Origin of the sequence: Veillonella intestinalis (genome assembly GCF_943192895.1) — a bacterium.
In the GTDB taxonomy this organism is placed as follows: domain Bacteria; phylum Bacillota; class Negativicutes; order Veillonellales; family Veillonellaceae; genus Veillonella_A; species Veillonella_A intestinalis.
In genome coordinates, this window is record NZ_CALPCB010000008.1 from 148,241 (window position 1) to 170,224 (window position 21,984).

At 40.2% G+C, this 21,984-nt stretch carries 20 protein-coding genes; all 20 read left to right on the top strand.

Going from position 1 to position 21,984, the window contains the following annotated elements; translation table 11 throughout:
- The first annotated feature begins 8 nt into the window (after window positions 1–8).
- Entirely contained in the window at window positions 9–857 is an 849-nt protein-coding gene (locus NFR27_RS08050) for a bifunctional 5,10-methylenetetrahydrofolate dehydrogenase/5,10-methenyltetrahydrofolate cyclohydrolase (protein ID WP_251443054.1), read from the top strand.
- Entirely contained in the window at window positions 835–1,176 is a 342-nt protein-coding gene (gene hypA, locus NFR27_RS08055) for a hydrogenase maturation nickel metallochaperone HypA (protein ID WP_251443048.1), read from the top strand. The genes NFR27_RS08050 and hypA overlap by 23 nt, the downstream gene beginning before the upstream one ends.
- Before the next feature lie 12 nt (window positions 1,177–1,188).
- Window positions 1,189–1,848 (top strand): hydrogenase nickel incorporation protein HypB, encoded by a 660-nt coding sequence (gene hypB, locus NFR27_RS08060; RefSeq protein ID WP_251443045.1) that lies wholly within the window; start codon window positions 1,189–1,191, stop codon window positions 1,846–1,848.
- Between the two features lie 2 nt (window positions 1,849–1,850).
- Complete coding sequence (locus tag NFR27_RS08065) at window positions 1,851–3,143, top strand: hypothetical protein (protein WP_251443042.1); 1,293 nt, start codon at window positions 1,851–1,853, stop codon at window positions 3,141–3,143.
- 24 nt (window positions 3,144–3,167) lie between these two features.
- A complete protein-coding gene (gene brxF, locus NFR27_RS08070) occupies window positions 3,168–3,632 on the top strand; it encodes a BREX-3 system P-loop-containing protein BrxF (protein WP_251443031.1) in 465 nt (154 codons plus the stop codon).
- A gap of 292 nt (window positions 3,633–3,924) precedes the next feature.
- A complete protein-coding gene (gene rpmG, locus NFR27_RS08075) occupies window positions 3,925–4,074 on the top strand; it encodes a 50S ribosomal protein L33 (RefSeq protein WP_115310793.1) in 150 nt (49 codons plus the stop codon).
- A gap of 42 nt (window positions 4,075–4,116) precedes the next feature.
- The gene (gene secE / locus NFR27_RS08080; protein WP_251443025.1) at window positions 4,117–4,341 is read left to right on the top strand and encodes a preprotein translocase subunit SecE; all 225 of its coding nucleotides are present in this window, start codon (window positions 4,117–4,119) and stop codon (window positions 4,339–4,341) included.
- An 11-nt stretch (window positions 4,342–4,352) separates the two neighbouring features.
- Window positions 4,353–4,889, top strand: a complete 537-nt coding sequence (gene nusG, locus NFR27_RS08085) for a transcription termination/antitermination protein NusG (RefSeq protein WP_251443014.1) — start codon at window positions 4,353–4,355, stop codon at window positions 4,887–4,889.
- A 104-nt stretch (window positions 4,890–4,993) separates the two neighbouring features.
- Window positions 4,994–5,419 carry a 50S ribosomal protein L11 gene (gene rplK / locus NFR27_RS08090; RefSeq protein WP_006555621.1) on the top strand — a complete coding sequence of 142 codons (426 nt, stop codon included), beginning with the start codon at window positions 4,994–4,996 and terminating at the stop codon, window positions 5,417–5,419.
- 78 nt (window positions 5,420–5,497) lie between these two features.
- Window positions 5,498–6,208, top strand: coding sequence for a 50S ribosomal protein L1 (gene rplA, locus NFR27_RS08095; RefSeq protein WP_251443012.1), 711 nt, complete (start codon window positions 5,498–5,500; stop codon window positions 6,206–6,208).
- Window positions 6,209–6,387: 179 nt separating this feature from the next.
- Window positions 6,388–6,891, top strand: coding sequence for a 50S ribosomal protein L10 (gene rplJ, locus NFR27_RS08100; RefSeq protein WP_115310797.1), 504 nt, complete (start codon window positions 6,388–6,390; stop codon window positions 6,889–6,891).
- A 52-nt stretch (window positions 6,892–6,943) separates the two neighbouring features.
- On the top strand, window positions 6,944–7,315 hold the full coding sequence (gene rplL, locus NFR27_RS08105; protein WP_115310798.1) for a 50S ribosomal protein L7/L12: 372 nt from the start codon (window positions 6,944–6,946) through the stop codon (window positions 7,313–7,315).
- A 464-nt stretch (window positions 7,316–7,779) separates the two neighbouring features.
- Entirely contained in the window at window positions 7,780–9,195 is a 1,416-nt protein-coding gene (locus tag NFR27_RS08110; RefSeq protein WP_251443011.1) for an aspartate ammonia-lyase, read from the top strand.
- Window positions 9,196–9,626: 431 nt separating this feature from the next.
- Entirely contained in the window at window positions 9,627–13,778 is a 4,152-nt protein-coding gene (rpoB, locus tag NFR27_RS08115) for a DNA-directed RNA polymerase subunit beta (protein ID WP_251443009.1), read from the top strand.
- 33 nt (window positions 13,779–13,811) lie between these two features.
- Window positions 13,812–18,023 (top strand): DNA-directed RNA polymerase subunit beta', encoded by a 4,212-nt coding sequence (gene rpoC / locus NFR27_RS08120; RefSeq protein ID WP_277612549.1) that lies wholly within the window; start codon window positions 13,812–13,814, stop codon window positions 18,021–18,023.
- 409 nt (window positions 18,024–18,432) lie between these two features.
- On the top strand, window positions 18,433–18,678 hold the full coding sequence (locus NFR27_RS08125; protein ID WP_251443006.1) for a L7Ae/L30e/S12e/Gadd45 family ribosomal protein: 246 nt from the start codon (window positions 18,433–18,435) through the stop codon (window positions 18,676–18,678).
- A 77-nt stretch (window positions 18,679–18,755) separates the two neighbouring features.
- Window positions 18,756–19,130, top strand: coding sequence for a 30S ribosomal protein S12 (rpsL, locus tag NFR27_RS08130; protein ID WP_115310803.1), 375 nt, complete (start codon window positions 18,756–18,758; stop codon window positions 19,128–19,130).
- Window positions 19,131–19,172: 42 nt separating this feature from the next.
- On the top strand, window positions 19,173–19,643 hold the full coding sequence (rpsG, locus tag NFR27_RS08135; RefSeq protein ID WP_006555649.1) for a 30S ribosomal protein S7: 471 nt from the start codon (window positions 19,173–19,175) through the stop codon (window positions 19,641–19,643).
- 23 nt (window positions 19,644–19,666) lie between these two features.
- A complete protein-coding gene (gene fusA / locus NFR27_RS08140; RefSeq protein WP_251443003.1) occupies window positions 19,667–21,742 on the top strand; it encodes an elongation factor G in 2,076 nt (691 codons plus the stop codon).
- A 57-nt stretch (window positions 21,743–21,799) separates the two neighbouring features.
- Window positions 21,800–21,984 (top strand): GTP-binding protein (locus NFR27_RS08145; protein ID WP_251454974.1); only part of this gene is annotated, 185 nt, incomplete at its 3' end.

Below are 21,984 nucleotides of genomic sequence, written 5' to 3' on the forward strand. Positions count from 1 at the left end.
GAAATGGCATGATGGAATTACGTGGTAAGGCTGTAGCGGATGCTCATAAGGCTGTATTAAATGAGCGCTTAGTTGCTTTAGAAGCTAAGGGCGTAGTATTGACCTTGGGAATTTTATTAGTAGGTGATGATAAAGCAGCGCAAATGTATGCTCATTTTATGGAAAAAACAGCTAAAAATGCAGGCTTTGGTGTTGATTTAGCTCACTTGCCAGCAACGGCTAGTTTTGAAGAAGTAGTCGCTGTTATTGACCGCTGGAATCAGTCTGATGCTGTTTATGGTGTATTGCCACTTATGCCTATGCCTCCACAAATAGATAGAGACGCCTTAATTGAACGTTTATCGCCTGAAAAAGATATTGATGGTTTAACATCTAAAAATATCGGCTTAGCCAGCGCTGGTAAAGGTGGTTTTTGGCCTTGCACACCAAGAGCTTGTATGGCAATTTTAGAACATTATAATATTCCCCTAGCCGGTAAAGAAGTTGTGGTGGTAGGGCGTAGTCAAGTGGTGGGGAAACCAGTGGCGCTGTTGCTATTAGAAAAACACGCAACGGTGACACTTTGCCATTCTAAGACGGCTGATTTAGAAGCACATTTGAAGCGAGCGGATATTGTTATTGCTGCTGTTGGACGAGCTCATGTCATTACTGGTGATATGTTAAAAGAAGGAGCCGTAGTGATTGATGTAGGTATCAATGATTTAGATGGTAAAACGGTGGGCGATGTGGATTATGAATCAGCCTTGCCTGTAGTTAGTGCTATTACACCAGTTCCTGGTGGGGTTGGCTCGGTGACCACGACTATGTTGTTAGAAAATATTTATGAGGCATACCATGCACGAAATGTCGATTGCTGAAGGAATTGTAGACATTGCACTGCAGACCTTGGCGGCTAATAATGGCACGATTATTCATGCGATTCAATTACGTTTAGGTGTCATGTCTGGGGTGGAACCAGAGGCTTTGCAATTTTGCTTTGCGGCAGTAACTAAACATACAGCTGCGGCTGAGGCAGTTTTGCAGATTGAAATGATACCGCTACGCGGCAAATGCTTAGACTGCGATTATGAATTTAGTGTAGCCGATTATGTGTTTAAATGTCCGCACTGTGAAAGTTTAGCCATTCAAACGATAACAGGCCGTGAATTACAGGTTGCGTCCATTGATATGGATTGAAGAAAGGGAATTATGGAAGTTACAGTAATGACCGATGTGCTTGCAAAAAACGATGCTATTGCAGCCGATTTGCAACGTATATTTAAAGAAAAAAATATATTTGTATTTAATTTATTAGGTTCCCCAGGCGCGGGTAAAACATCTCTATTAGAGGCAACCTTAAAAGAGTTATCGCAGGAGTATTCTCTGGCTGTCATAGAGGGGGATTTATACACTGCAAAAGATGCGGAGCGAATTCACAAATTAGGTATTCCCGTATTGCAGATTAATACAGTTGGTGGTTGTCATTTAGATGCGAAGATGATTGAAGATGCACTAGGTGATCTTGATTTAGATGCTTTGGATATGATTATTATTGAAAACGTTGGTAATTTAGTATGTCCTGCGGAATTTGCTATTGGTGAAGCTATGAAGGTGACAGTCTTGTCTGTTACCGAAGGGGAAGATAAACCTTTAAAATATCCACTCATTTTTAAAGAATCTAAAGCCGTTTTATTGAACAAAGTGGATTTATTGCCCTATATTCCATTCGACAAAGAAAAGGCATTAACAGATATACATAATCTAAATCCAATAGCTGATGTTTTTGAAGTTAGTTGCACGGCTAAAACAGGTCTTGCAGATTGGCTGAATTGGTTGCGGGCGCAAATTGATGCGGCACGAAAGGGTTAAATATGATGAAGTTACAGCGAAAACAATTGGCCCTAGCACTGGGAGCTTTTTTGTTAACAACGTCTGTAGGGGCTGCTGATAGTGAGTTGCGTATGGACCCTAGTGATACATGGGCGCCAGAGCGGGCGGCGGTTAATAAGATGGCCGTACGTTTAGCGGAAAGTTTAGAAGAACAAAAGAGTGTTGAGGCTGGTGTAGATTTAACAGCTGTGGGGAAAAGCTATACGGCGGATACGTTAGAACCTATGGCAGCAAAGGATTTTAGTATTAAAGATTTAACTTTGGGAGCGGTGGAACCTGTATTGACGAAGGAGTCGTTAGGCATAACCTTAGGCGGTAAAACAGTAGGCCATGTAACAGGAGATTTTACTACCTATGAAGGGGAAGCAGGAAGCTATACAGTGTATACTGGCCCTTCGTGGTCTGAAGGGGCACGGGAGAGTCTTCTTCGTCAAGAAGGATTAACCTATCAATATGAGCCAAGAACGATAACTAACATACATATTACTGGTGAAAATTTAGAGACTGGACGGGGAATTTCTATCGGTAAAAGTCGTGGCTCCGTGTTGTTTGCCTATGGGGCGCCACAAGCTATGTGGCGTGATTTAAAAAAAGGCACCGTTTCGTTGATATATTTTTATGATGAAAGTAAAAATATTGTAAAAAGCAAGCAGGAGTTTGCTGAGGCTGTGGCGAATGATAACAAGGTAAGCACAGCAATGTTGGATCCTGTGATGCAGGGGGCTCCTGCTACTCGATATTTGGTATTTACTTTAAAAGACAATAAGGTAAAAGCTATCGATATGATTGATGGGCAAGTATGGACACAGCTTCATTTACCCCCAGTAACAGTACAATATTATAAAGCCAATCATTTAAAAGATGATGACTTTGTCCTCATGGGGTATCGTGTAAATGCACCATTTGTAGCTGATCAAAATGAACAGTGGCAACAGCGTGGCTTTTTATATGGCGATGAATTTATTGCCTATGATGATATGCTAATTGGTTTTGATAAGCGGCAGACTGTAGCCCGTGCTATGATAACTAAAAGTACGGCTTTGACAAGACGAGGCATATCTATCGGGGATAGTAAATATTTATTATTGTATTTATATGGCATGCCTAGTGCTATAGAAGCGGATAAAGGGGCTAATGGTGAGCCACTTATGGTATATACATATAAGAATCCAGATTCAGCATATAGCTATTTATTGTTTACGGTAGGTGAAACCGACAATTTTATAAAAAGTGTAATGCTGTCAGACAGACCTAACAAAGAATTGAGTAAATAGGCTTTCGGTAAAGGAGGATGACACATGGTAACAACACAGGACATTAAAGAACGATGGAAATCACTACAGAGTGATGAAGAACGCATTCTATTTGTAGTGGGCGGTCCGGGCTCTGGGAAGAGTAAGTTAATTCGTGAATTAGCTGAACAAGATGGTTGGAAGTACATCGAAGCAAAAGAACTTATTGAAGAAGAGTTTTTGGAAGTGGCCCGTGATTTACGACCTGATTTAGCGAAGGATGTTATGTGTAAAGCGCTAAAGGCCTGTGGGTCAGACGTGATTTTGTTAGATGGTGTAAATGTTTTGTTTGCCCCAATTTTAAACTTAGAGCCTATTGAGTTATTAAAGACAATTAGTCGGATGTATCCTCTAGTAGTTGGATGGCGTGGTAAATTTGATGGTGAAACTCTATTTTTAGAGCATAATAATAATCCAACTTATTTTTCTTTTAAAGTAGAAAAACCAGAACGAATTATAACTATTGATTAAAACTGACTATAGGTTGGTAATTGTTCTTAGGTATTTGTGATTTCTTGTAATTATAGATACAAAGGCGATAAGGGACTATAGGTATGAAATATTTCATTGCCTATGGTTCCTTTGTTTTTATTTTATTTTTTAGGTATAGACATAGTGGATATAGTTTGGTATAATGAATCGTCAGGTAGTCGCCTGGCTTTTTTAAGTTGCCTAAAACTTGACAGGCTTGGCCTACTGTGATAGGCTATATTAGCATATGATGTTTTAACGGCAAGTTTATTTTGAAGTGAGGTGTATCCGGATGCGTAATGCAGTGACTATGGCATGTACTGATTGCAAACAACGTAACTATCAGACGAACAAGAATAAGAAAAATAATCCTGATCGTATTGAAATGATGAAATACTGCAAATTCTGCGGTAAACATACGTTACATCGCGAAACGAAATAATTCGTTTCATCCAATTACCCGATGATTTAAGGATGTGAAATGATGGCAGGATCCAATTCTACAACACCGCAACGTCGTGGCGGCGTAGGCCGTATGGCCCGTGAAATGAAAGCGGAACTCAAAAAAGTAGTCTGGCCGACAAGAAAAGAGCTCATCAATTACACAATTGTAGTATTTCTCACTGTAGTATTCGTCGCTGCCTTAATCGGTATCGTTGATGCTATCTTTGGCGAATTATTCCAGTTGTTGATGCGTGTTGTCGGATAGGAGGCCTTTCCGTGGAAGCAGAAAAGAAATGGTATGTTATTCATACTTACTCAGGCTACGAAAATAAAGTAAAAACTAATCTGGAACTGAAAGTTCAATCTATGGGGCTTGAAGAGACTATTGGTCGTATTCTTGTGCCGGTAGAAGATGAAGTGGACGAGAAGGATGGCGTAAAGAAAGTTGTTAAGCGCAAAATCTTCCCTGGCTACGTTTTAGTAGAGATGGAAGTTAATGATCGTTCCTGGTACGTAGTGCGTAACACACCGGGGGTAACAGGCTTTGTTGGGTCTGCTACAAAACCGGTACCGTTGTCTGATTCCGAGGTTGAATATATCCTCAAATCACAGGGGCTGGATCAAGCGCCAAAGCATACAATCGATGTCGTAGTAGGCGAAACAGTGCGCATTACTTCTGGTGCCTTTGAAGATAGATTAGGTACAATTACTGAAATCAATCACGAAAAACAAACATTAAAACTTGATGTGGAAGTGTTTAATCGTGATACATCGGTAGAGGTAGATTTTTCTCAAGTAGAGAAAGATCTTTAATATATACAATATAACTCTAAACTTTTTAGGCGGCTTGGTGGTCGCCAGTGGGAGGAAGTCATTCCGTTACCACCACATTTTGAGCGCAAGGAGGTGTAATCACCATGGCTAAAAAAGTTACAAAAATTGTAAAACTTCAGTGTGAAGCAGGAAAGGCAAGTCCAGCGCCACCTATCGGTCCAGCTCTTGGTCAGGCAGGTGTTAACATTATGGCATTCGTTAAAGAATTTAACGAACGCACAGCACAACAAGCTGGCTTAACAATTCCAGTTGTTATTACTGTATTTGAAGATAGAAGCTTCACGTTTGTTACGAAAACTCCACCAGCAGCTGTTCTTTTATTAAAAGCAGCTGGCATCCCAAAAGGATCTGGGGTTCCTAATCGTGACAAAGTAGCAAAGGTTAGTCGCGATAAAGTTCGTGAAATCGCAGAACTTAAAATGCCTGACTTGAATGCAAATACTGTAGAACAAGGTATGCGTATGGTAGAAGGTACTGCACGCAGCATGGGCATTGTAATCGTTGATTAATTAGCGTACGACATGTGCTGATGGAGCACATATCGGTGGGAGGGAATTCCCGTTAAACCACATAAGGAGGATTTTAAGATGGCAAAAGTAGGTAAGAAATACGCTGAAGCAGCTAAACTTATCGAAGCAGGCAAATTCTACGAACCAGTAGAAGCTGTTGAGCTTGTTAAGAAAACTGCGACTGCTAAATTCGACGAAACTGTTGAAATCTCTTTCAACTTGAATGTCGATCCTAAATACGCTGATCAACAAGTTCGTGGTGCCGTTGTTTTACCTCATGGTACTGGTAAAACTAAACGCGTACTCGTATTTGCGAAAGGCGATAAAATTAAAGAAGCTGAGGAAGCTGGCGCAGATTTCGTTGGCTCCGAAGAGTTAGTAGCTAAAATTCAGGGTGGTTGGAGCGACTTCGACGTTGCTGTAGCAACTCCTGACATGATGGGCCAAGTTGGTCGTTTAGGTAAAATTTTAGGTCCTAAAGGATTAATGCCAAACCCTAAAGTTGGTACTGTAACTATGGACGTAGCTCGTGCTGTTAACGAAATTAAAGCTGGTAAAATTGAGTATCGTACTGATAAAGCAGGTATTATTGCTTGTGCAATCGGTAAAGCTTCTTTCGATGATGCAAAATTGCTTGACAATTACCGCACAATCGTTGATACTATTATCAAGGCAAAACCAGCTGCAGCAAAAGGTCAGTACATTAAATCTGTAACCTTGAGTTCCACAATGGGACCTGGTGTTCCTCTTAACGTATTCAAATTGACTACTGTTACGAAGGAACAATAATTATATATGTTCTCTTAGCTGTAGACCGCAGGTATGTATAATGGATGTAAATCCGCCCGCAGAGGCTGACACCGAATTCTATTATGGAACGGTTACGACCTCATTGCGTTGGTAATGAGGTCGTTTTTACGCTAAGATAGTACATAGAGCATCACCAAAATCTATAAGGAGGTATTCTAATGGCTGTCACTACACAGAAACAGGCAATCGTTGCACAGATGAAAGAAAATCTTTCTGAAGCAAAGGGGGCCGTACTCGTTGGTTACCATGGCTTGACAGTAGCTCAGGTAACTGATTTACGCCGTAAATTCTTAGCGGAAGATGTAGAATATAAAGTAATCAAAAATACTTTAACTCGCATCGCTGTTAATGAATTAGGTATTGAAGGTTTCGCTGAACATTTGGAAGGTCCAACTGCGTTGGCAATTTCCAAAACTGATGCAGTTGCACCAGCTCGTATCATCGAAGACTTCATTAAAGACACTAAAACGGAAGCAATCGACGTTAAAGTTGGTCTTGCAGAAGGTAAACTTCTTTCTGCTGACGAAGTTAAAGCGCTTGCTAAATTGCCTAACCGCGAAGGTATGCTTTCCATGCTTCTTTCCGTACTTCAGGCTCCAATCCGCAACGTGGCTTACGCTGTAAAAGCTGTTTCGGAAGCAAAAGACGAAACTGTAGCATAATCAGTAATTTTTACATATTACTACAAAATATAATTAGTGGAGGAACTAAATCATGGCACTTAACATTGAAAACATCGTTGCTGAATTAGAACAAGCAACTATCCTTGAATTAAATGATCTTGTAAAAGCTATCGAAGAAAAATTTAACGTAACTGCAGCTGCTCCTGTAGCTGTTGCTGCTGCTGGCGGTGCTGCTGGCGCAGGCGAAGAAAAATCTGACTTCGACGTAATCTTGAAAGATGCTGGCGCTGGTAAAATCAACGTAATTAAAGTTGTTCGTGAAGCAACTGGTCTTGGCTTGAAAGAAGCTAAAGCTGTTGTTGACGGCGCTCCTGCACCTGTTAAAGAAGGTATGCCTAAAGCTGACGCTGAAGCTCTTAAAGCTAAATTGGAAGAAGCTGGCGCAACTGTTGAACTTAAATAATTTAAGCCCTGTGGCGTAATTATTAAGACAATAAGCTAATAGAAACCGCTCTCTTAGGAGGGCGGTTTTTTGTATTGTTATTTTTAAAAAGATATGGAAATATATTAGAGAACACTATTTTCGATATTCTATAAAACTATTTTAGATAACTTTATTTATTCCTTAAAGTCATACGAGAAAACCCTTGAAGTTTAGTACGTTTTCAAGTTGTTCTATAGAAAAAGACATGTTCTAAACCTTACATATCCTTATTTGATATAGCCTTATAGCTCTTTTTACTTTAGTTGTACATTGTATACATGTTATAATGAACGTGTCCAATAGATATGGATGGAGTGATCTTAGCCCATCCTGGACATCTTATAGAGACTATCATAAACAGGTAATCAGAAATTACTCACAATTACTGTGAGTAGCTATAAAGGAATCATAGTATTGGATTAAGATGAAGGATGAGGTACAGTATGCGTAAAGAACATGATTTTTTAGGTGAATTAGAAGTTGCTGATGAATTGTATTATGGTGTGCAAACTTTGCGTGCTCTAGAAAACTTTAACATTACGGGGAAAAATATTGACCATGACTTTATTCGTTCCTTAGCGATGGTTAAAAAAGCATGTGCATTGGCTAATATGAAAACTGGACGTATGGATCCAACTATTGGTAATGCCATTGTGAAAGCAGCTGATGAAATTATTGCTGGTGGCTTTATTGATCAGTTCCCAGTAGATCCTATTCAAGGTGGGGCAGGTACTTCTTTCAACATGAACATGAATGAAGTATTGGCTAACCGTGCACTTGAAATTTTAGGTCATCCAAAAGGAAGCTATGACATTATTTCTCCAAATAATCATTGTAATATGGCGCAGTCTACTAATGACGCGTTCCCGACAGCGATTAAAGTGTGCGCAATTTTGAAGAGCAAACCATTATTGGCTGCCTTACAACGTTTAGTAGATGAACTTGAAAAGAAAGCTGAAGAATACAAAGAAGTATTAAAAATGGGCCGTACTCATTTACAAGATGCAGTGCCAATTACTTTAGGCCAAGAAATGGGTTCTTATGCATCGGGTATTCGTCGAGGCATCAAACGTATTGAATCTTCCATGTTAGGTGCTCATATTGTAAATATGGGAGCTACTGCAGTTGGTACCGGTCTTAATGCAGAGCCTTCTTACATTAAAGATGTGGCTGATGAATTATCTACTGTAGTAGGTGAAGAATTCTATACGGCAGAGAATCTAATTGATGCTACTAATAATACAGACGTGTTTGCTGATATTTCCAGTGGTATGAAAGTTACTGCGTTAGTATTGATTAAAATGGCGAACGACTTCCGTTTGATGGCATCAGGTCCTCGTTGTGGTATTGGGGAATTAAAATTACCACCTCGCCAACCAGGTTCTTCTATCATGCCAGGTAAAGTAAATCCAGTTATTGCGGAAGTACTTAACCAGGTATGTTACCAAGTAGTTGCTAACGACTTAGCGGTAACTTTAGGTGTTGAAAATGGTCAATTTGAGTTAAACGTAATGGAACCAGTTATTGCGTACAACTTGTTCAATGCTATGTGCTATTTGAAAAATGGTGTAAATACATTTGTTGACAAATTATTAATCGATTTAGAAGCTGATCGTGAACGTTGTCAATATTGGTTAGAACGTAGTGTTGGTATCGTAACAGCATTACTTCCTCACGTAGGTTATGAAAATGCCTCCGCTTTAGCAAAAGAAGCATACACTACGGGCCGAGCTATTAAAGAAATTATTCTTGAAAAAGGCTTGTTAACTAAAGAAGAAATGGAACATATTTTATCACCTGCAGAAATGACTAAGCCAGGTATTGCTGGTGCTGATATTTTAAAAGTAAAAGGTAACTAATTAAAATAGCCCCCTTATGAAAGACTGAGGTTAGATTTTTATCTAGCCTTGGTCTTTTTTGCTCTATAAAACGTTTTGCTTAATTGTTGTTTTTTTAAATTAGATTTTGACAAAGATAACTATTAATGCTATAATACTAAATTGCAAATGTACTCAATTAGAGAGTGATGCTTATATCACATTCGTTCTGTGCATCGCATAGAATGAACTGCTGAGTATGAATAAATAAGACTATAACATTGTTACTGATAAAGGGTAAATCTTCCAAGGTTGTGTCAGCCGATGGCGAAGCAAGGTTCAAAAGAAAAAATTGAGAGCCTTGCTTATTTTGTCATTGTGTTGACAGGAAAACTGAGACCTGGATGTTTGTCTTGTGTCATACCGTTATAGAATAGAAGGTAAGCCAATTGAAATGAGGGGTGAAAGCTGGTATGTTCAAACCTGAGCAGGTAGGTAAAAGAACGCGTTATACGTATGCTAAAATTGACGAAGTTCTAGAAATGCCACATTTGTTGGACGTGCAACGCAAGTCTTACGAGTGGTTTTTGGAGAGCGGTTTACAAAATATTTTTGACGATATTTCTCCGATTAAAGACAATTCAGGTAATTTAGTGCTTTCTTTTGAAGGTTTTAGCCTTGGAGAGCCAAAATATGATATTAACGAATGTAAAAACCGTGATGCTACATATGCAGCACCATTGCGTGTTAATGTTCGTTTGATTAATAATGATCCAGAAAATCAGGATATTAAAGAACAAGAAGTATTCATGGGTGATTTCCCATTGATGACGGAAACAGGCACATTTATTATTAATGGTGCTGAACGTGTTATCGTATCTCAGTTAGTACGTTCCCCAGGGGTATATTACACTCGTGAAATTGATACCATGGGTAACCGTTTATATGGTTCTACAGTAATTCCTAACCGTGGTGCTTGGATTGAGCTTGAAACAGATGCTAATGAAATGGTGGCGGTTCGTATTGACCGTAACCGTAAATTACCAGCAACTGTTTTAATCCGTGCCCTTGGTTGGAGTACAGATGAATCCATTTTAGAATTATTCTGGAATGGTGAAGTTGATGAAGATGGTAATCGCTTGTATGATGAACGTTTGGTTCGTACGTTAGAAAAAGATACGACTGAATCCGCTGAAGAAGCGTTAGTAGAAATCTACAAAAAATTACGTCCAGGCGAACCGCCTACTGTAGAAAGTGCTCGCAACTTATTTGACAATTTATTCTTCGATCCTCGTCGTTACGACTTGGCTCGTGTAGGTCGCTATAAATTAAATAAAAAATTAGGTTGGCGCCAACGTATGCTTGGCCAGACGTTAGCACAGCCAATTGTAAATATGGAAACGGGCGAAGTTATCGTTGATGCTGGCACTGTAATGAACGAAGAACAGCTAGATATCGTCGCTGATAGTGGTGTATTTAATGGTGAAGGTTTTGCTGAATTCTATGTAAAAAATGCAGATGGCACATCTTTCAAAGTAATTTGTAACAACTGTAATTTACCATTTGAACATCGTACTGTAACTCGTGAAGACATGATTGCTAATATTAGCTACTTGTTAAACCTTATGGACGGTGTAGGTCACGTAGATGATATTGACCACTTAGGCAATCGTCGTTTACGTTGCGTTGGTGAATTATTGCAGAATCAGTTCCGCATTGGTTTAACTCGTATGGAACGGGTTGTGCGTGAACGTATGACAATTCAAGATAATGCTATGATTACGCCACAAGCATTGATTAATATTCGTCCAGTAGTAGCAGCGATTAAAGAATTCTTTGGTTCTTCGCAGTTATCTCAGTTTATGGACCAAACAAATCCACTTGGTGAATTGACTCATAAACGTCGTTTATCTGCCTTAGGGCCTGGTGGTTTGTCTCGTGAACGTGCTGGTTTCGAAGTGCGTGACGTGCATCATTCCCACTATGGTCGTATGTGTCCAATTGAAACCCCAGAAGGTCCAAATATCGGTTTGATTTCTTCACTTTCTAACTATGCAAAAGTAAATGAATTTGGCTTTATTGAAGCGCCATATCGCCGTGTAGAAAAAATCTATGGTACAGGCGAAGAGGCTAACAAAATTATTAAAGTGCAAGTTTCTGAACAAGTTGTATATATGACAGCTGACGAAGAAGAAGGTATGACGATTGCACAGGCTAACTCCATCCTTGATGCTGAAGGCTGTTTCGTAGATACGCATATCGCTTGCCGTCGTGGTCATGAAGTCTTAGAAGTAGCGCCTGAAAAAGTTGACTACATGGACGTTAGCCCTAAAGAAGTTGTATCCATTGGTACAGCTATGATTCCATTCCTTGAAAATGACGATGCGAACCGTGCTTTGATGGGTGCGAACATGCAGCGTCAGGCCGTGCCATTACTTCGTGCACAGGCACCACTTGTTGGTACTGGTATGGAATATAAAGCCGCTTGTGACTCTGGCGTTTGTGTATTGGCTAAAGAAGAAGGTGTTGTTACTCGTTGTTGGGGTAATGAAATTCACGTTATGCGTGATAATGGTCGTGTAGATGTTTATAAATTAAACAAATTCTTACGTTCCAATCAATCCACTTGCTTTAACCAAAAACCAATCGTATTCCGTGGTGATCGTGTTGTAAAAGGTCAGGTATTAGCTGATGGTCCAGCAACTGATGGTGGCGAATTGGCGCTTGGCTTTAACGTACTTGTTGCCTTCATGCCTTGGGAAGGTTACAACTACGAAGATGCTATCTTGCTTAGTGAGGAACTTTGCAAAGAAGATATTTATACATCTATCCACATTGAAGAATACGAATGTGATGCTCGTGATACTAAATTAGGGGCTGAAGAAATTACTCGTGAATTGCCAAATACAGGGGATGACAATCTTCGCAATCTTGATGAAGACGGCATTATTTGTATTGGTGCTGAAGTTCACCCAGGGGATATCCTTGTTGGTAAAGTAACACCAAAAGGTGAAACTGAATTAACTCCAGAAGAACGCTTATTGCGTGCTATCTTTGGTGATAAAGAACGTGAAGTACGCGATACTTCTTTGCGCGTGCCTCATGGTGAATCTGGTAAAATCGTCGACGTTAAAGTATTTACTCGTGAAAATGGCGATGAATTACAACCAGGTGTTAATAAATTAGTGCGTGTATATATTGCACAAAAACGTAAAATCCACGAAGGCGATAAAATGGCTGGTCGTCATGGTAATAAGGGTGTCGTTTCACGTGTTATGCGTCAAGAAGATATGCCGTTCTTACCAGATGGCACACCAGTTCAAATTGTATTAAACCCATTGGGCGTACCATCTCGTATGAACATTGGTCAGGTATTAGAAACTCATCTTGGTTGGGCGGTACAAGGCCTTGGTATGCAAATTAAGGCTACTGACCTTAAAATTCAAAATGTATTGAATCAAGCAAAAGCAGATAGCCGCTACTGGGATAATATTGATCGCATTAAAGAATTATATGCTGAAATGGAATCCTTGCAGTCTAAAGTAGCTGAAAATGTAACTGTTTCCCATCTAGATGTGGACAGTGAAATTGATGCTCGTCGCGAAGAGGCTTTGGACTTAATCCATGAAGAAGCACAAAAACAGTTAAATTCATTGGGTGGCCGTGCGCGTTACGATGAATTGCGTGCTCTTGAAAAGAGTTATAGTGATGCAGAAATTGAATACTTCGATGAGGAAGAAGAAGCACCAGAAATGGAAGAAGCTTTACAAGCTGAATTGAAGGAACTTTCTGTAGTCGTTAATATTATCGAAGCTATCGAAACGTCTCGTGTAAAACGTGAAGAAATCCGTAAAAGCTTAGAAGCTTATGGCTATGACTATGAAACATATGGCATGCCAAAACCTGATGTAGCAGGTATTCACATTGCTACGCCAGTATTTGATGGGGCACACGAAACTGATGTATTTAATACGCTTCATATTGCTGGTAAAGATGATGATGGTAAAACCGTATTGTACGATGGCCGTACTGGCGAGCCAATGGATAATAAAGTTACCGTTGGTTATGTGTACATGTTGAAACTTCACCATCTTGTAGATGATAAGATTCATGCTCGTTCTACAGGTCCGTACTCCTTAGTAACACAACAGCCATTGGGTGGTAAAGCTCAATTTGGTGGTCAGCGTTTCGGGGAAATGGAAGTATGGGCACTAGAAGCTTATGGCGCCGCGTATACCTTGCAGGAATTATTAACCGTTAAGTCTGACGATGTTGTTGGTCGTGTTAAAGCATACGAAAAAATCGTTAAAGGTGAAAACATTCCTGAACCAGGCGTACCAGAATCGTTTAAAGTATTGCTTAAAGAACTTCAAAGTATCGGTCTTGATGTGAAAATCTTGAATGAAGATCAAGAAGAAGTAGTAATTAAAGAACTCGATGACGATGATGATGTAGATACAAATGAAGATGAAATCAAAGAAGTAATGGAAGGCTCAGATACAACCTCTACGGAAGGGGAATTGCCAGCAACTGAAGAATCCGAACCAGTAACTAGTGGAGAAGATGATGATGTATTAAGCGCTATGGCTGCTTATGGTGATGAGTCCGACACAGACGAAGACTAATATTTGAGTATCCAAAAGAAGGGAGCGATACTTGTGCTAGACGTTAATGAATTCGACTCTATGCGAATTGGCTTAGCTTCGCCAGACCAGATTTTAGAATGGTCTTATGGAGAAGTTAAGAAGCCAGAAACTATTAACTATCGTACGCTTAAGCCAGAACGTGATGGCTTGTTTTGCGAGCGTATTTTTGGACCAACCAAGGACTGGGAATGTCATTGTGGTAAATATAAACGCATTCGCCATAAAGGCGTAGTCTGCGATAAATGTGGTGTAGAAGTGACTCGTTCTAAAGTTCGTCGTGAACGCATGGGCCATATCGTACTGGCTACACCAGTGTCTCATATTTGGTACTTCAAGGGGATCCCATCTCGTATGGGTCTCATCCTTGATGTATCGCCACGTTCTTTAGAGCGCGTACTTTATTTTGCTGCCTATATCGTTGTAGATCCAGGTAGCACGCCTCTTATGAAACGTCAATTGCTTTCCGAAACTGAGTTCCGTGAATATGAAGCTCAATTTAATGAAGCTGATTATAAAATCAATGGTAAACAAGTTGAAATTGAAACAGTAGGACAACGTCGTGAACGTTTGGCTATTATTGCGGAAGCAAAACGTAAGTTAGCAGCTAACGAAGCATTAGAAGCTAATACAGAAATTCCAGAAGAAGAAAAGGAATATGAAGAATTAACTCGTGAAGAACGTTATGAATTAGGTGCTCTAGAAGACGTAGAATTTGTATGCGTTGATATGGGTGCTGAAGCGATTAAAGCGTTACTAAGTGAATTGGACTTAGAAAGTCTTAATGTAGAACTTCGCAGTGAATTAGAAACTTCCACAGGTCAACGTAAGGTTCGTGCCGTGCGTCGTTTGGAAGTTGTTGAAGCATTCCGCCAATCTGGGAATAAACCAGAATGGATGATTATGGATGTAGTGCCAGTAATTCCACCTGAATTACGCCCTATGGTTCAACTTGATGGTGGCCGTTTTGCTACATCTGACTTGAATGATTTATATCGCCGTGTAATCAACCGTAATAATCGTTTAAAACGTTTATTAGATTTAGGAGCGCCTGATATTATCGTGCGCAATGAAAAACGTATGTTACAAGAAGCGGTTGATGCTCTTATCGACAATGGTCGTCGTGGTCGTCCGGTAACTGGTCCTGGTAATCGTCCTTTGAAATCTTTATCCGATATGCTTAAAGGTAAACAAGGTCGTTTCCGTCAGAACTTGTTAGGTAAACGTGTTGACTACTCTGGCCGTTCTGTAATCGTAGTTGGTCCAGAACTTAAAATGCACCAATGCGGTTTGCCTAAAGAAATGGCGCTTGAATTGTTCAAACCTTTCGTTATGAAACGTTTGGTAGAACGTCAACAAGCAAGCAATATTAAAGCAGCTAAACGTCAAGTAGAACGTATTGGTCCTGGCGTTTGGGAAGCGTTGGAAGAAGTTATTAAAGAACATCCAGTGCTCTTGAACCGTGCGCCAACACTTCACCGTTTGGGGATTCAAGCGTTTGAACCAATCCTTTGGGAAGGTCGCGCTATTAAGTTGCATCCATTAGTATGTACAGCTTTCAATGCTGACTTTGACGGTGACCAGATGGCGTGTCATTTGCCATTATCTGTAGAAGCTCAGTCTGAAGCTCGTACACTCATGTTATCTTCCCATAATATCTTGTCTACTAAAGATGGCAAGCCAGTAGCGGTTCCATCACAGGATATGATTTTGGGGACTTACTACTTAACTGTAGTTCGTCAACATACCAAAGAAAAAGCTAAATACTTTGCTAACTATGATGAAGTTATGTTAGCGTATGATGCGGGTATTATTGGTTTGCAGGATATTCTTTATATCCGCCAAGAAGGCTATGGCCGTGTTGAAACGACAGCAGGCCGTTTGATCTTTAACAATGCGCTCTATCCTGAGCTTCGTCAATATGAATTGCAAGAAGATGGTCATTACACCTTAGGTCGCGTAATGGACAAGAAGATGGTAGGTAAATTAGTTGACCAATGTTTCCAATTATTTGGTAATGAAAAAACGGCAGAACTTCTTGACCGCGTTAAATCCTTAGGTTACTCTTACGCTCGTCGTGCTGGTATGACAATTGCTATTGCAGACATTAAAGTGCCAACTGAAAAGGCTGAAATTTTACAAAAAGCGGATGAAGATGTAGAAAAAGTATCACGCAACTATCGTCGTGGTTATATGTCTGAAGATGAACGTTATCGTAAAACTATCCAGCTTTGGACACAGGCTACCGAAGATGTAACTGATGCCATGATGGATACTATGATGCGAGACCAAGAAGGCTTTAACCCTGTTTATATGATGGCGATTTCTGGTGCCCGTGGTAATAAACAGCAGATTCGTCAGTTAGCTGGTATGCGTGGTTTAATGGCTGACCCATCAGGTCGAATCATTGACTTACCGATTAAGGCAAACTTTAAAGAAGGTCTTACTGTATTGGATTACTTTACTTCTAGCCATGGTGCTCGTAAAGGTTTGGCCGATACGGCTCTTCGTACAGCTGACTCTGGGTATTTAACACGTCGTCTTGTTGACGTATCCCAAGACGTTATTGTTCGTGAGGAAGACTGTGATGTAGTGGGCATTGATTTAGTGCGTGAACGTGCACGTTTAGCAAGCTCGACTCGTCAGGCTCTTGCCTTATTGAAAGATAAATTAATTGGCCGCGTCCTTGATAAGGATGTAGTGGATGCAGCGACTGGTGAAGTTGTGTTAACTGCTGAAACTGTATTGACTCAAGCTGACTTAGATGTATTAGCAGAACATAAAATTACTGGCATTGATCTTCGTGGCGCTCATTTAGGTAGCGATAGCGATATTAACCACACAAATCTTGTACAGAAAATTAGCCTTGGTGAAACGGATGAAGGCATTCGTCAAACCTTGCGTGAAACAATGGTACAAAATATGCTTGGTAAAGATACCGTTAATGCTGTTGTAGATAGCGAAGGTCGTGAAGTATTCCCTGCACACAGTGCGCTTACTGAAGAAGGTATTGAAGCAATCCTTGATAGTGATGTAAAAGAAGTGCAAGTACGTAACAATGATATTCATGGTATCGAAGTAGAAGCTATCGTAGAAGGTCAAGGTATTATTGAACCATTGAAGGATCGTATTATTGGTCGTACGGCAGCGGAAGAATTAGTTAATAAAGAAACTGGCGAAGTTATTGTGCCTCTTAATGGGGAAATTACAGAAGAATTGGCTGATGAAGTAGTAAAACACTATGAAACAGTTAAGATTCGCTCTGTATTGACTTGTCATTCTCCATATGGCGTATGTATGAAATGTTATGGCCGTGACTTAGGTACTGGTAACCAAGTACAGGTAGGGGAAGCTGTTGGTATTATTGCAGCACAGTCTATCGGTGAACCAGGTACACAGTTAACAATGCGTACATTCCATACGGGTGGTGTCGCTGGTGACGATATTACGCAAGGTTTGCCACGTGTTGAAGAATTATTTGAAGCACGTCGTCCTAAACGTCATGCTATTATTAGCGAAGTAGAAGGTACAGTTCGTGTAGTGCCTAATGATAATAAAAAAGGTACTAATACTATCTTTGTTACTGATAAAGATGGGGTAGAATTTGATTACTTGATTCCATATGGCGCTCGTATTATTGTGCGTGATGGCGATTTTGTAAAATTAGGCGCCCGTTTAACGGAAGGTTCTATCAACCCTCACGATATTATGCGTGTTATGGGAACTGAAGCTACACAGCGCTACCTTGTATATGAAGTACAAAAAGTATATAAATCTCAAGGTGTAGAAATTAACGATAAACATATTGAGGTTATTGTGCGTCAAATGCTTCATAAAGTAAAAGTAGAAGAAGTAGGCGATGCTGACTTGTTACCAGGGGATCCTATTGATGTTAATACCTTCGAAGAAGAAAACCGTCGTTTAGTTTTAAATGGCAAACAACCAGCTACAGGTAAACGAATTCTTCTCGGTATTACTAAGGCTGCGTTAGCTACTGATAGCTTCTTGTCAGCTGCATCCTTCCAGGAAACAACTCGCGTACTTACTGATGCTGCTATTAAAGGTAAAATTGATCCATTGTTAGGTCTTAAAGAAAACGTTATTATTGGTAAATTGATTCCTGCTGGTACTGGTATGAGTCGTTACCGTAAAATTAAAGTTATTAAAAAAGAACCTCAAGTGGAAGACGTAGTACCTGTTGAAGCAACTACAACTGTGGAAGAATAAGTTTGATGTTAACTTATTAATACAGTGTAAGGTGTGTATATAAGAATAAAAACGTGACGCAGGCAGAATTGCTAAAGCGTTTCAGTGTTATGTTTAGAAAGAGTGTCTCTCAGTTTTGTGAGAGACACTCTTTTATATTTCTTGAGAAAGTTAATCATGCATATTTTGCAATCATTGTATAAGAATGTATAAAATATAGGAAAAATGACTGAATATTGCATAAAATTAATAAAAATATACAACATAAGAATATTTTGAAACACACGGATGAGTGTACATATAAAAGCTAGATAATATGCGGCAAATTCGCTATAAAACATGTTGACAGAGGCGGGGGTGTAATGCTAAACTGATATAGTGCTCAGGGGACAGTGTGCCCGAGTGCGAGAAAATCATGAGGAGTAAAGGTATGGAAATCGAAGTTTTGACATCGGCGAAAAAGACAATCGGAGCTAAGCAAACGTCGAAAGCGATTATGCGCGGCGAAGTTCAGATGGTGTTTGTTGCTAATAACAGCGATGACCGTGTGGTGTTACCAATCCTTGAACTTTGTGAAAAATATGCAGTGCCAGTAAATCAGGAGCACTCCATGGAGGAACTTGGTAAGGCTGGTAAAATAAAAGTGAAGGCCGCTGCTGTCGGTGTGCTTCGTTAAACTTGGTAATATCTGTAGTAACAATTTGTTGCAGCAGATCAATTATAAATCTAATTGTTTGGAAAGGAGGTGCCCTAATGCCAACTATTAATCAGCTAGTACGTAAAGGTCGCGAAACCGTGACTACTAAATCTACGGCTCCTGCGTTGAAAAACTGTCCGCAGAAACGTGGTGTATGTACTCGTGTGTACACAGCTACTCCAAAGAAACCGAACTCCGCGCTTCGTAAAGTTGCCCGTGTTCGTTTAACAAACGCTATTGAAGTAACTGCTTACATCCCAGGCATTGGTCACAATTTACAGGAACACAGTGTAGTACTTATTCGAGGTGGTCGTGTTAAAGACTTACCAGGTGTGCGTTATCACATTGTTCGCGGTGCATTGGATACAGCTGGCGTACAGAACCGTATGCAGAGTCGTTCCAAATACGGCGCTAAAAAAGCTAAAAAATAATAGCTAACAATTGAAATCACACATCGTAGAGGAGGAAATAACATGCCAAGAAAAGGCCCTGTGTTGAAGCGTGATGTACTTCCAGATCCGGTGTACAACAGCAAATTGGTTACACGCTTCATTAACAAAGTGATGTACGATGGTAAAAAAGGTATTGCTGAAACTATCGTATATGATGCATTTGAAATTATTCGTTCCAAAATGGGTCAGGACCCAATGGAAGTTTTTGATCAGGCTTTAAAAAATGTAATGCCTGTATTGGAAGTTCGTGCTCGCCGTATCGGTGGTGCTAACTACCAAGTACCAGTTGAAGTTCGTGCTGATCGTCGTCAGACATTAGGCATTCGTTGGATGGTAAACTATGCTCGTCTTCGTGGCGAACGTACCATGAAAGAACGTTTAGCTGGTGAATTAATGGATGCGTTCAATAACACTGGCGCAGCTATTAAAAAGAAAGATGATACTCATAAAATGGCAGAAGCTAATAAAGCATTTGCTCATTATCGTTGGTAATTAGTTAAGAGGAGTTGACATTCGTGGCAAGAGAATTTTCTTTAGAGAAGACTCGTAATATCGGTATCATGGCTCACATCGATGCTGGTAAAACAACCACAACGGAACGTATTCTTTACTATACAGGCCGAGTTCACAAGATTGGGGAAGTTCATGAAGGCGCTGCGACAATGGACTGGATGGCACAGGAACAGGAACGTGGTATTACAATCACGTCTGCTGCAACTACTTGCCACTGGAAAGATCACCGCGTTAATATCATTGATACTCCTGGTCACGTTGACTTTACTGTAGAAGTTGAACGTTCGTTGCGTGTACTTGATGGTTCTGTTGCAGTATTCAGTGCTAAAGGTGGCGTTGAACCACAATCTGAAACTGTATGGCGTCAAGCTTCTACTTATGGCGTACCTCGTATCGCTTATGTAAATAAGATGGATACAGTAGGCGCTGACTTCTTCAATGTAGTAAACATGATGAAGGACCGTTTAGGTGCAAACAGTGTGGCTCTTCAGGTTCCAATTGGTGCTGAAGATACTTTCAAAGGCATTATCGATTTAATGACTATGAAAGCGGAAATTTACATCAGCGATGATGGTAAAGAATTCGAAATCACTGATATTCCTGCTGACTATGAAGAAATTGCTAAAGAACGTCGTGAAATGTTAGTTGATGCAATTGCTGAAACTGATGACGAAATCATGATGAAATACTTGGAAGGCGAAGAAATCAGCATTGAAGAATTAAAAGCTGGTCTTCGTAAAGCAGTTTGTGATAACAAATTGTTCCCAGTGCTTTGCGGTTCTTCTTACAAAAATAAAGGTGTGCAGATGTTGCTAGATGCAGTTGTAGACTACATGCCATCTCCACTAGATATTCCAGCAATTAAAGGTGTTAACCCAGACACTGGTGCAGAGGAAACTCGCCCAGCATCTGATGAAGAACCATTCTCCGCATTGGCCTTCAAAATTATGGCTGACCCTTATGTTGGTAAATTAGCGTTCTTCCGCGTATACTCCGGTTCTTTAGAATCTGGTTCTTACGTATTTAACTCCACAAAAGGTAAGAAAGAACGTATTGGTCGTATCCTTCAGATGCATGCTAACAGCCGTCAAGAAATTGAACGCGTATACTCTGGTGATATCGCAGCTGCTGTTGGTTTGAAAGATACAACTACTGGTGATACTCTTTGCGATGATAAAGCTCCGGTAATTCTTGAATCTATGGAATTCCCTGAACCAGTTATCTCCGTTGCAGTTGAACCAAAAACAAAAGCTGACCAAGAAAAAATGGGTATTGCTTTAGCTCGTTTGGCTGAAGAAGATCCAACTTTCAAAGTTCGTACGGATGAAGAAACTGGCCAGACAATCATTTCCGGTATGGGTGAACTTCACTTAGACATTATCGTTGACCGTATGAACCGTGAGTTCAAAGTTGAATGTAATGTTGGTAAACCTCAGGTTGCTTACCGTGAAACAATCCGTAAATCCGTTAAATCTCAAGGTAAATTCGTACGTCAGTCCGGTGGTCGTGGTCAATATGGCGATTGCTGGTTGGAATTAATTCCTCAAGAACCAGGTGCTGGCTTCGAATTCGAGAATAAAATCGTTGGTGGTGCTATTCCTCGTGAATACATCGGACCAGTTGAAAACGGTGTAAAAGAAGCTATGGAATCTGGTGTTATTGCTGGATATCCAATGGTTGACATCAAAGTAGTCGTATTTGACGGCTCTTACCATGATGTTGACTCCTCTGAAATGGCGTTTAAAATCGCTGGCTCTATGGGCTTCAAAGAAGGTGCTCGTAAAGCAGATCCAGTACTTCTTGAACCATACATGGCTGTAGAAGTAGACGTTCCAGAGGAATACATGGGCGACGTAATCGGCGACTTGAACTCTCGTCGTGGTCGTATGGAAGGTATGGAAGCTCGTAACGGTAGCCAGCATATTAAAGCATTCGTTCCATTGAGCGAAATGTTTGGTTATGCAACTGACCTTCGTTCCAAAACACAAGGTCGTGGTAACTACTCTATGACAGTAGACCATTACGAAGAAGTACCTAAGAAAATTGCTGAAGAAATTCAAGCAAAGAAAAATGGCTAATCCCTTGAGGGTTAACTCAATAAGTTAAATTTTAATTATCCGGGAGGACAATTCAAAATGGCAAAAGCAAAATTTGAACGTACTAAACCGCATGTTAACATCGGTACAATTGGTCACGTTGACCATGGTAAAACTACTCTTACTGCAGCAATCACTAAAGTATTAGCTGAAGAAGGGAAAGCAGATTTCCAAGATTACAGCATGATCGACAAAGCTCCAGAAGAACGTGAACGTGGTATTAC

Bases quoted from the DNA above. Each gene is read 5' to 3' on its own strand.
- NFR27_RS08050 (WP_251443054.1), top strand. From the start codon at position 9: ATGATGGAATTACGTGGTAAGGCTGTAGCGGATGCTCATAAGGCTGTA.
- hypA (WP_251443048.1), top strand. From the start codon at position 835: ATGCACGAAATGTCGATTGCTGAAGGAATTGTAGACATTGCACTGCAG.
- hypB (WP_251443045.1), top strand. From the start codon at position 1,189: ATGGAAGTTACAGTAATGACCGATGTGCTTGCAAAAAACGATGCTATT.
- NFR27_RS08065 (WP_251443042.1), top strand. From the start codon at position 1,851: ATGATGAAGTTACAGCGAAAACAATTGGCCCTAGCACTGGGAGCTTTT.
- brxF (WP_251443031.1), top strand. From the start codon at position 3,168: ATGGTAACAACACAGGACATTAAAGAACGATGGAAATCACTACAGAGT.
- rpmG (WP_115310793.1), top strand. From the start codon at position 3,925: ATGCGTAATGCAGTGACTATGGCATGTACTGATTGCAAACAACGTAAC.
- secE (WP_251443025.1), top strand. From the start codon at position 4,117: ATGGCAGGATCCAATTCTACAACACCGCAACGTCGTGGCGGCGTAGGC.
- rplK (WP_006555621.1), top strand. From the start codon at position 4,994: ATGGCTAAAAAAGTTACAAAAATTGTAAAACTTCAGTGTGAAGCAGGA.
- rplA (WP_251443012.1), top strand. From the start codon at position 5,498: ATGGCAAAAGTAGGTAAGAAATACGCTGAAGCAGCTAAACTTATCGAA.
- rplJ (WP_115310797.1), top strand. From the start codon at position 6,388: ATGGCTGTCACTACACAGAAACAGGCAATCGTTGCACAGATGAAAGAA.
- rplL (WP_115310798.1), top strand. From the start codon at position 6,944: ATGGCACTTAACATTGAAAACATCGTTGCTGAATTAGAACAAGCAACT.
- NFR27_RS08110 (WP_251443011.1), top strand. From the start codon at position 7,780: ATGCGTAAAGAACATGATTTTTTAGGTGAATTAGAAGTTGCTGATGAA.
- rpoB (WP_251443009.1), top strand. From the start codon at position 9,627: ATGTTCAAACCTGAGCAGGTAGGTAAAAGAACGCGTTATACGTATGCT.
- NFR27_RS08125 (WP_251443006.1), top strand. From the start codon at position 18,433: ATGGAAATCGAAGTTTTGACATCGGCGAAAAAGACAATCGGAGCTAAG.
- rpsL (WP_115310803.1), top strand. From the start codon at position 18,756: ATGCCAACTATTAATCAGCTAGTACGTAAAGGTCGCGAAACCGTGACT.
- rpsG (WP_006555649.1), top strand. From the start codon at position 19,173: ATGCCAAGAAAAGGCCCTGTGTTGAAGCGTGATGTACTTCCAGATCCG.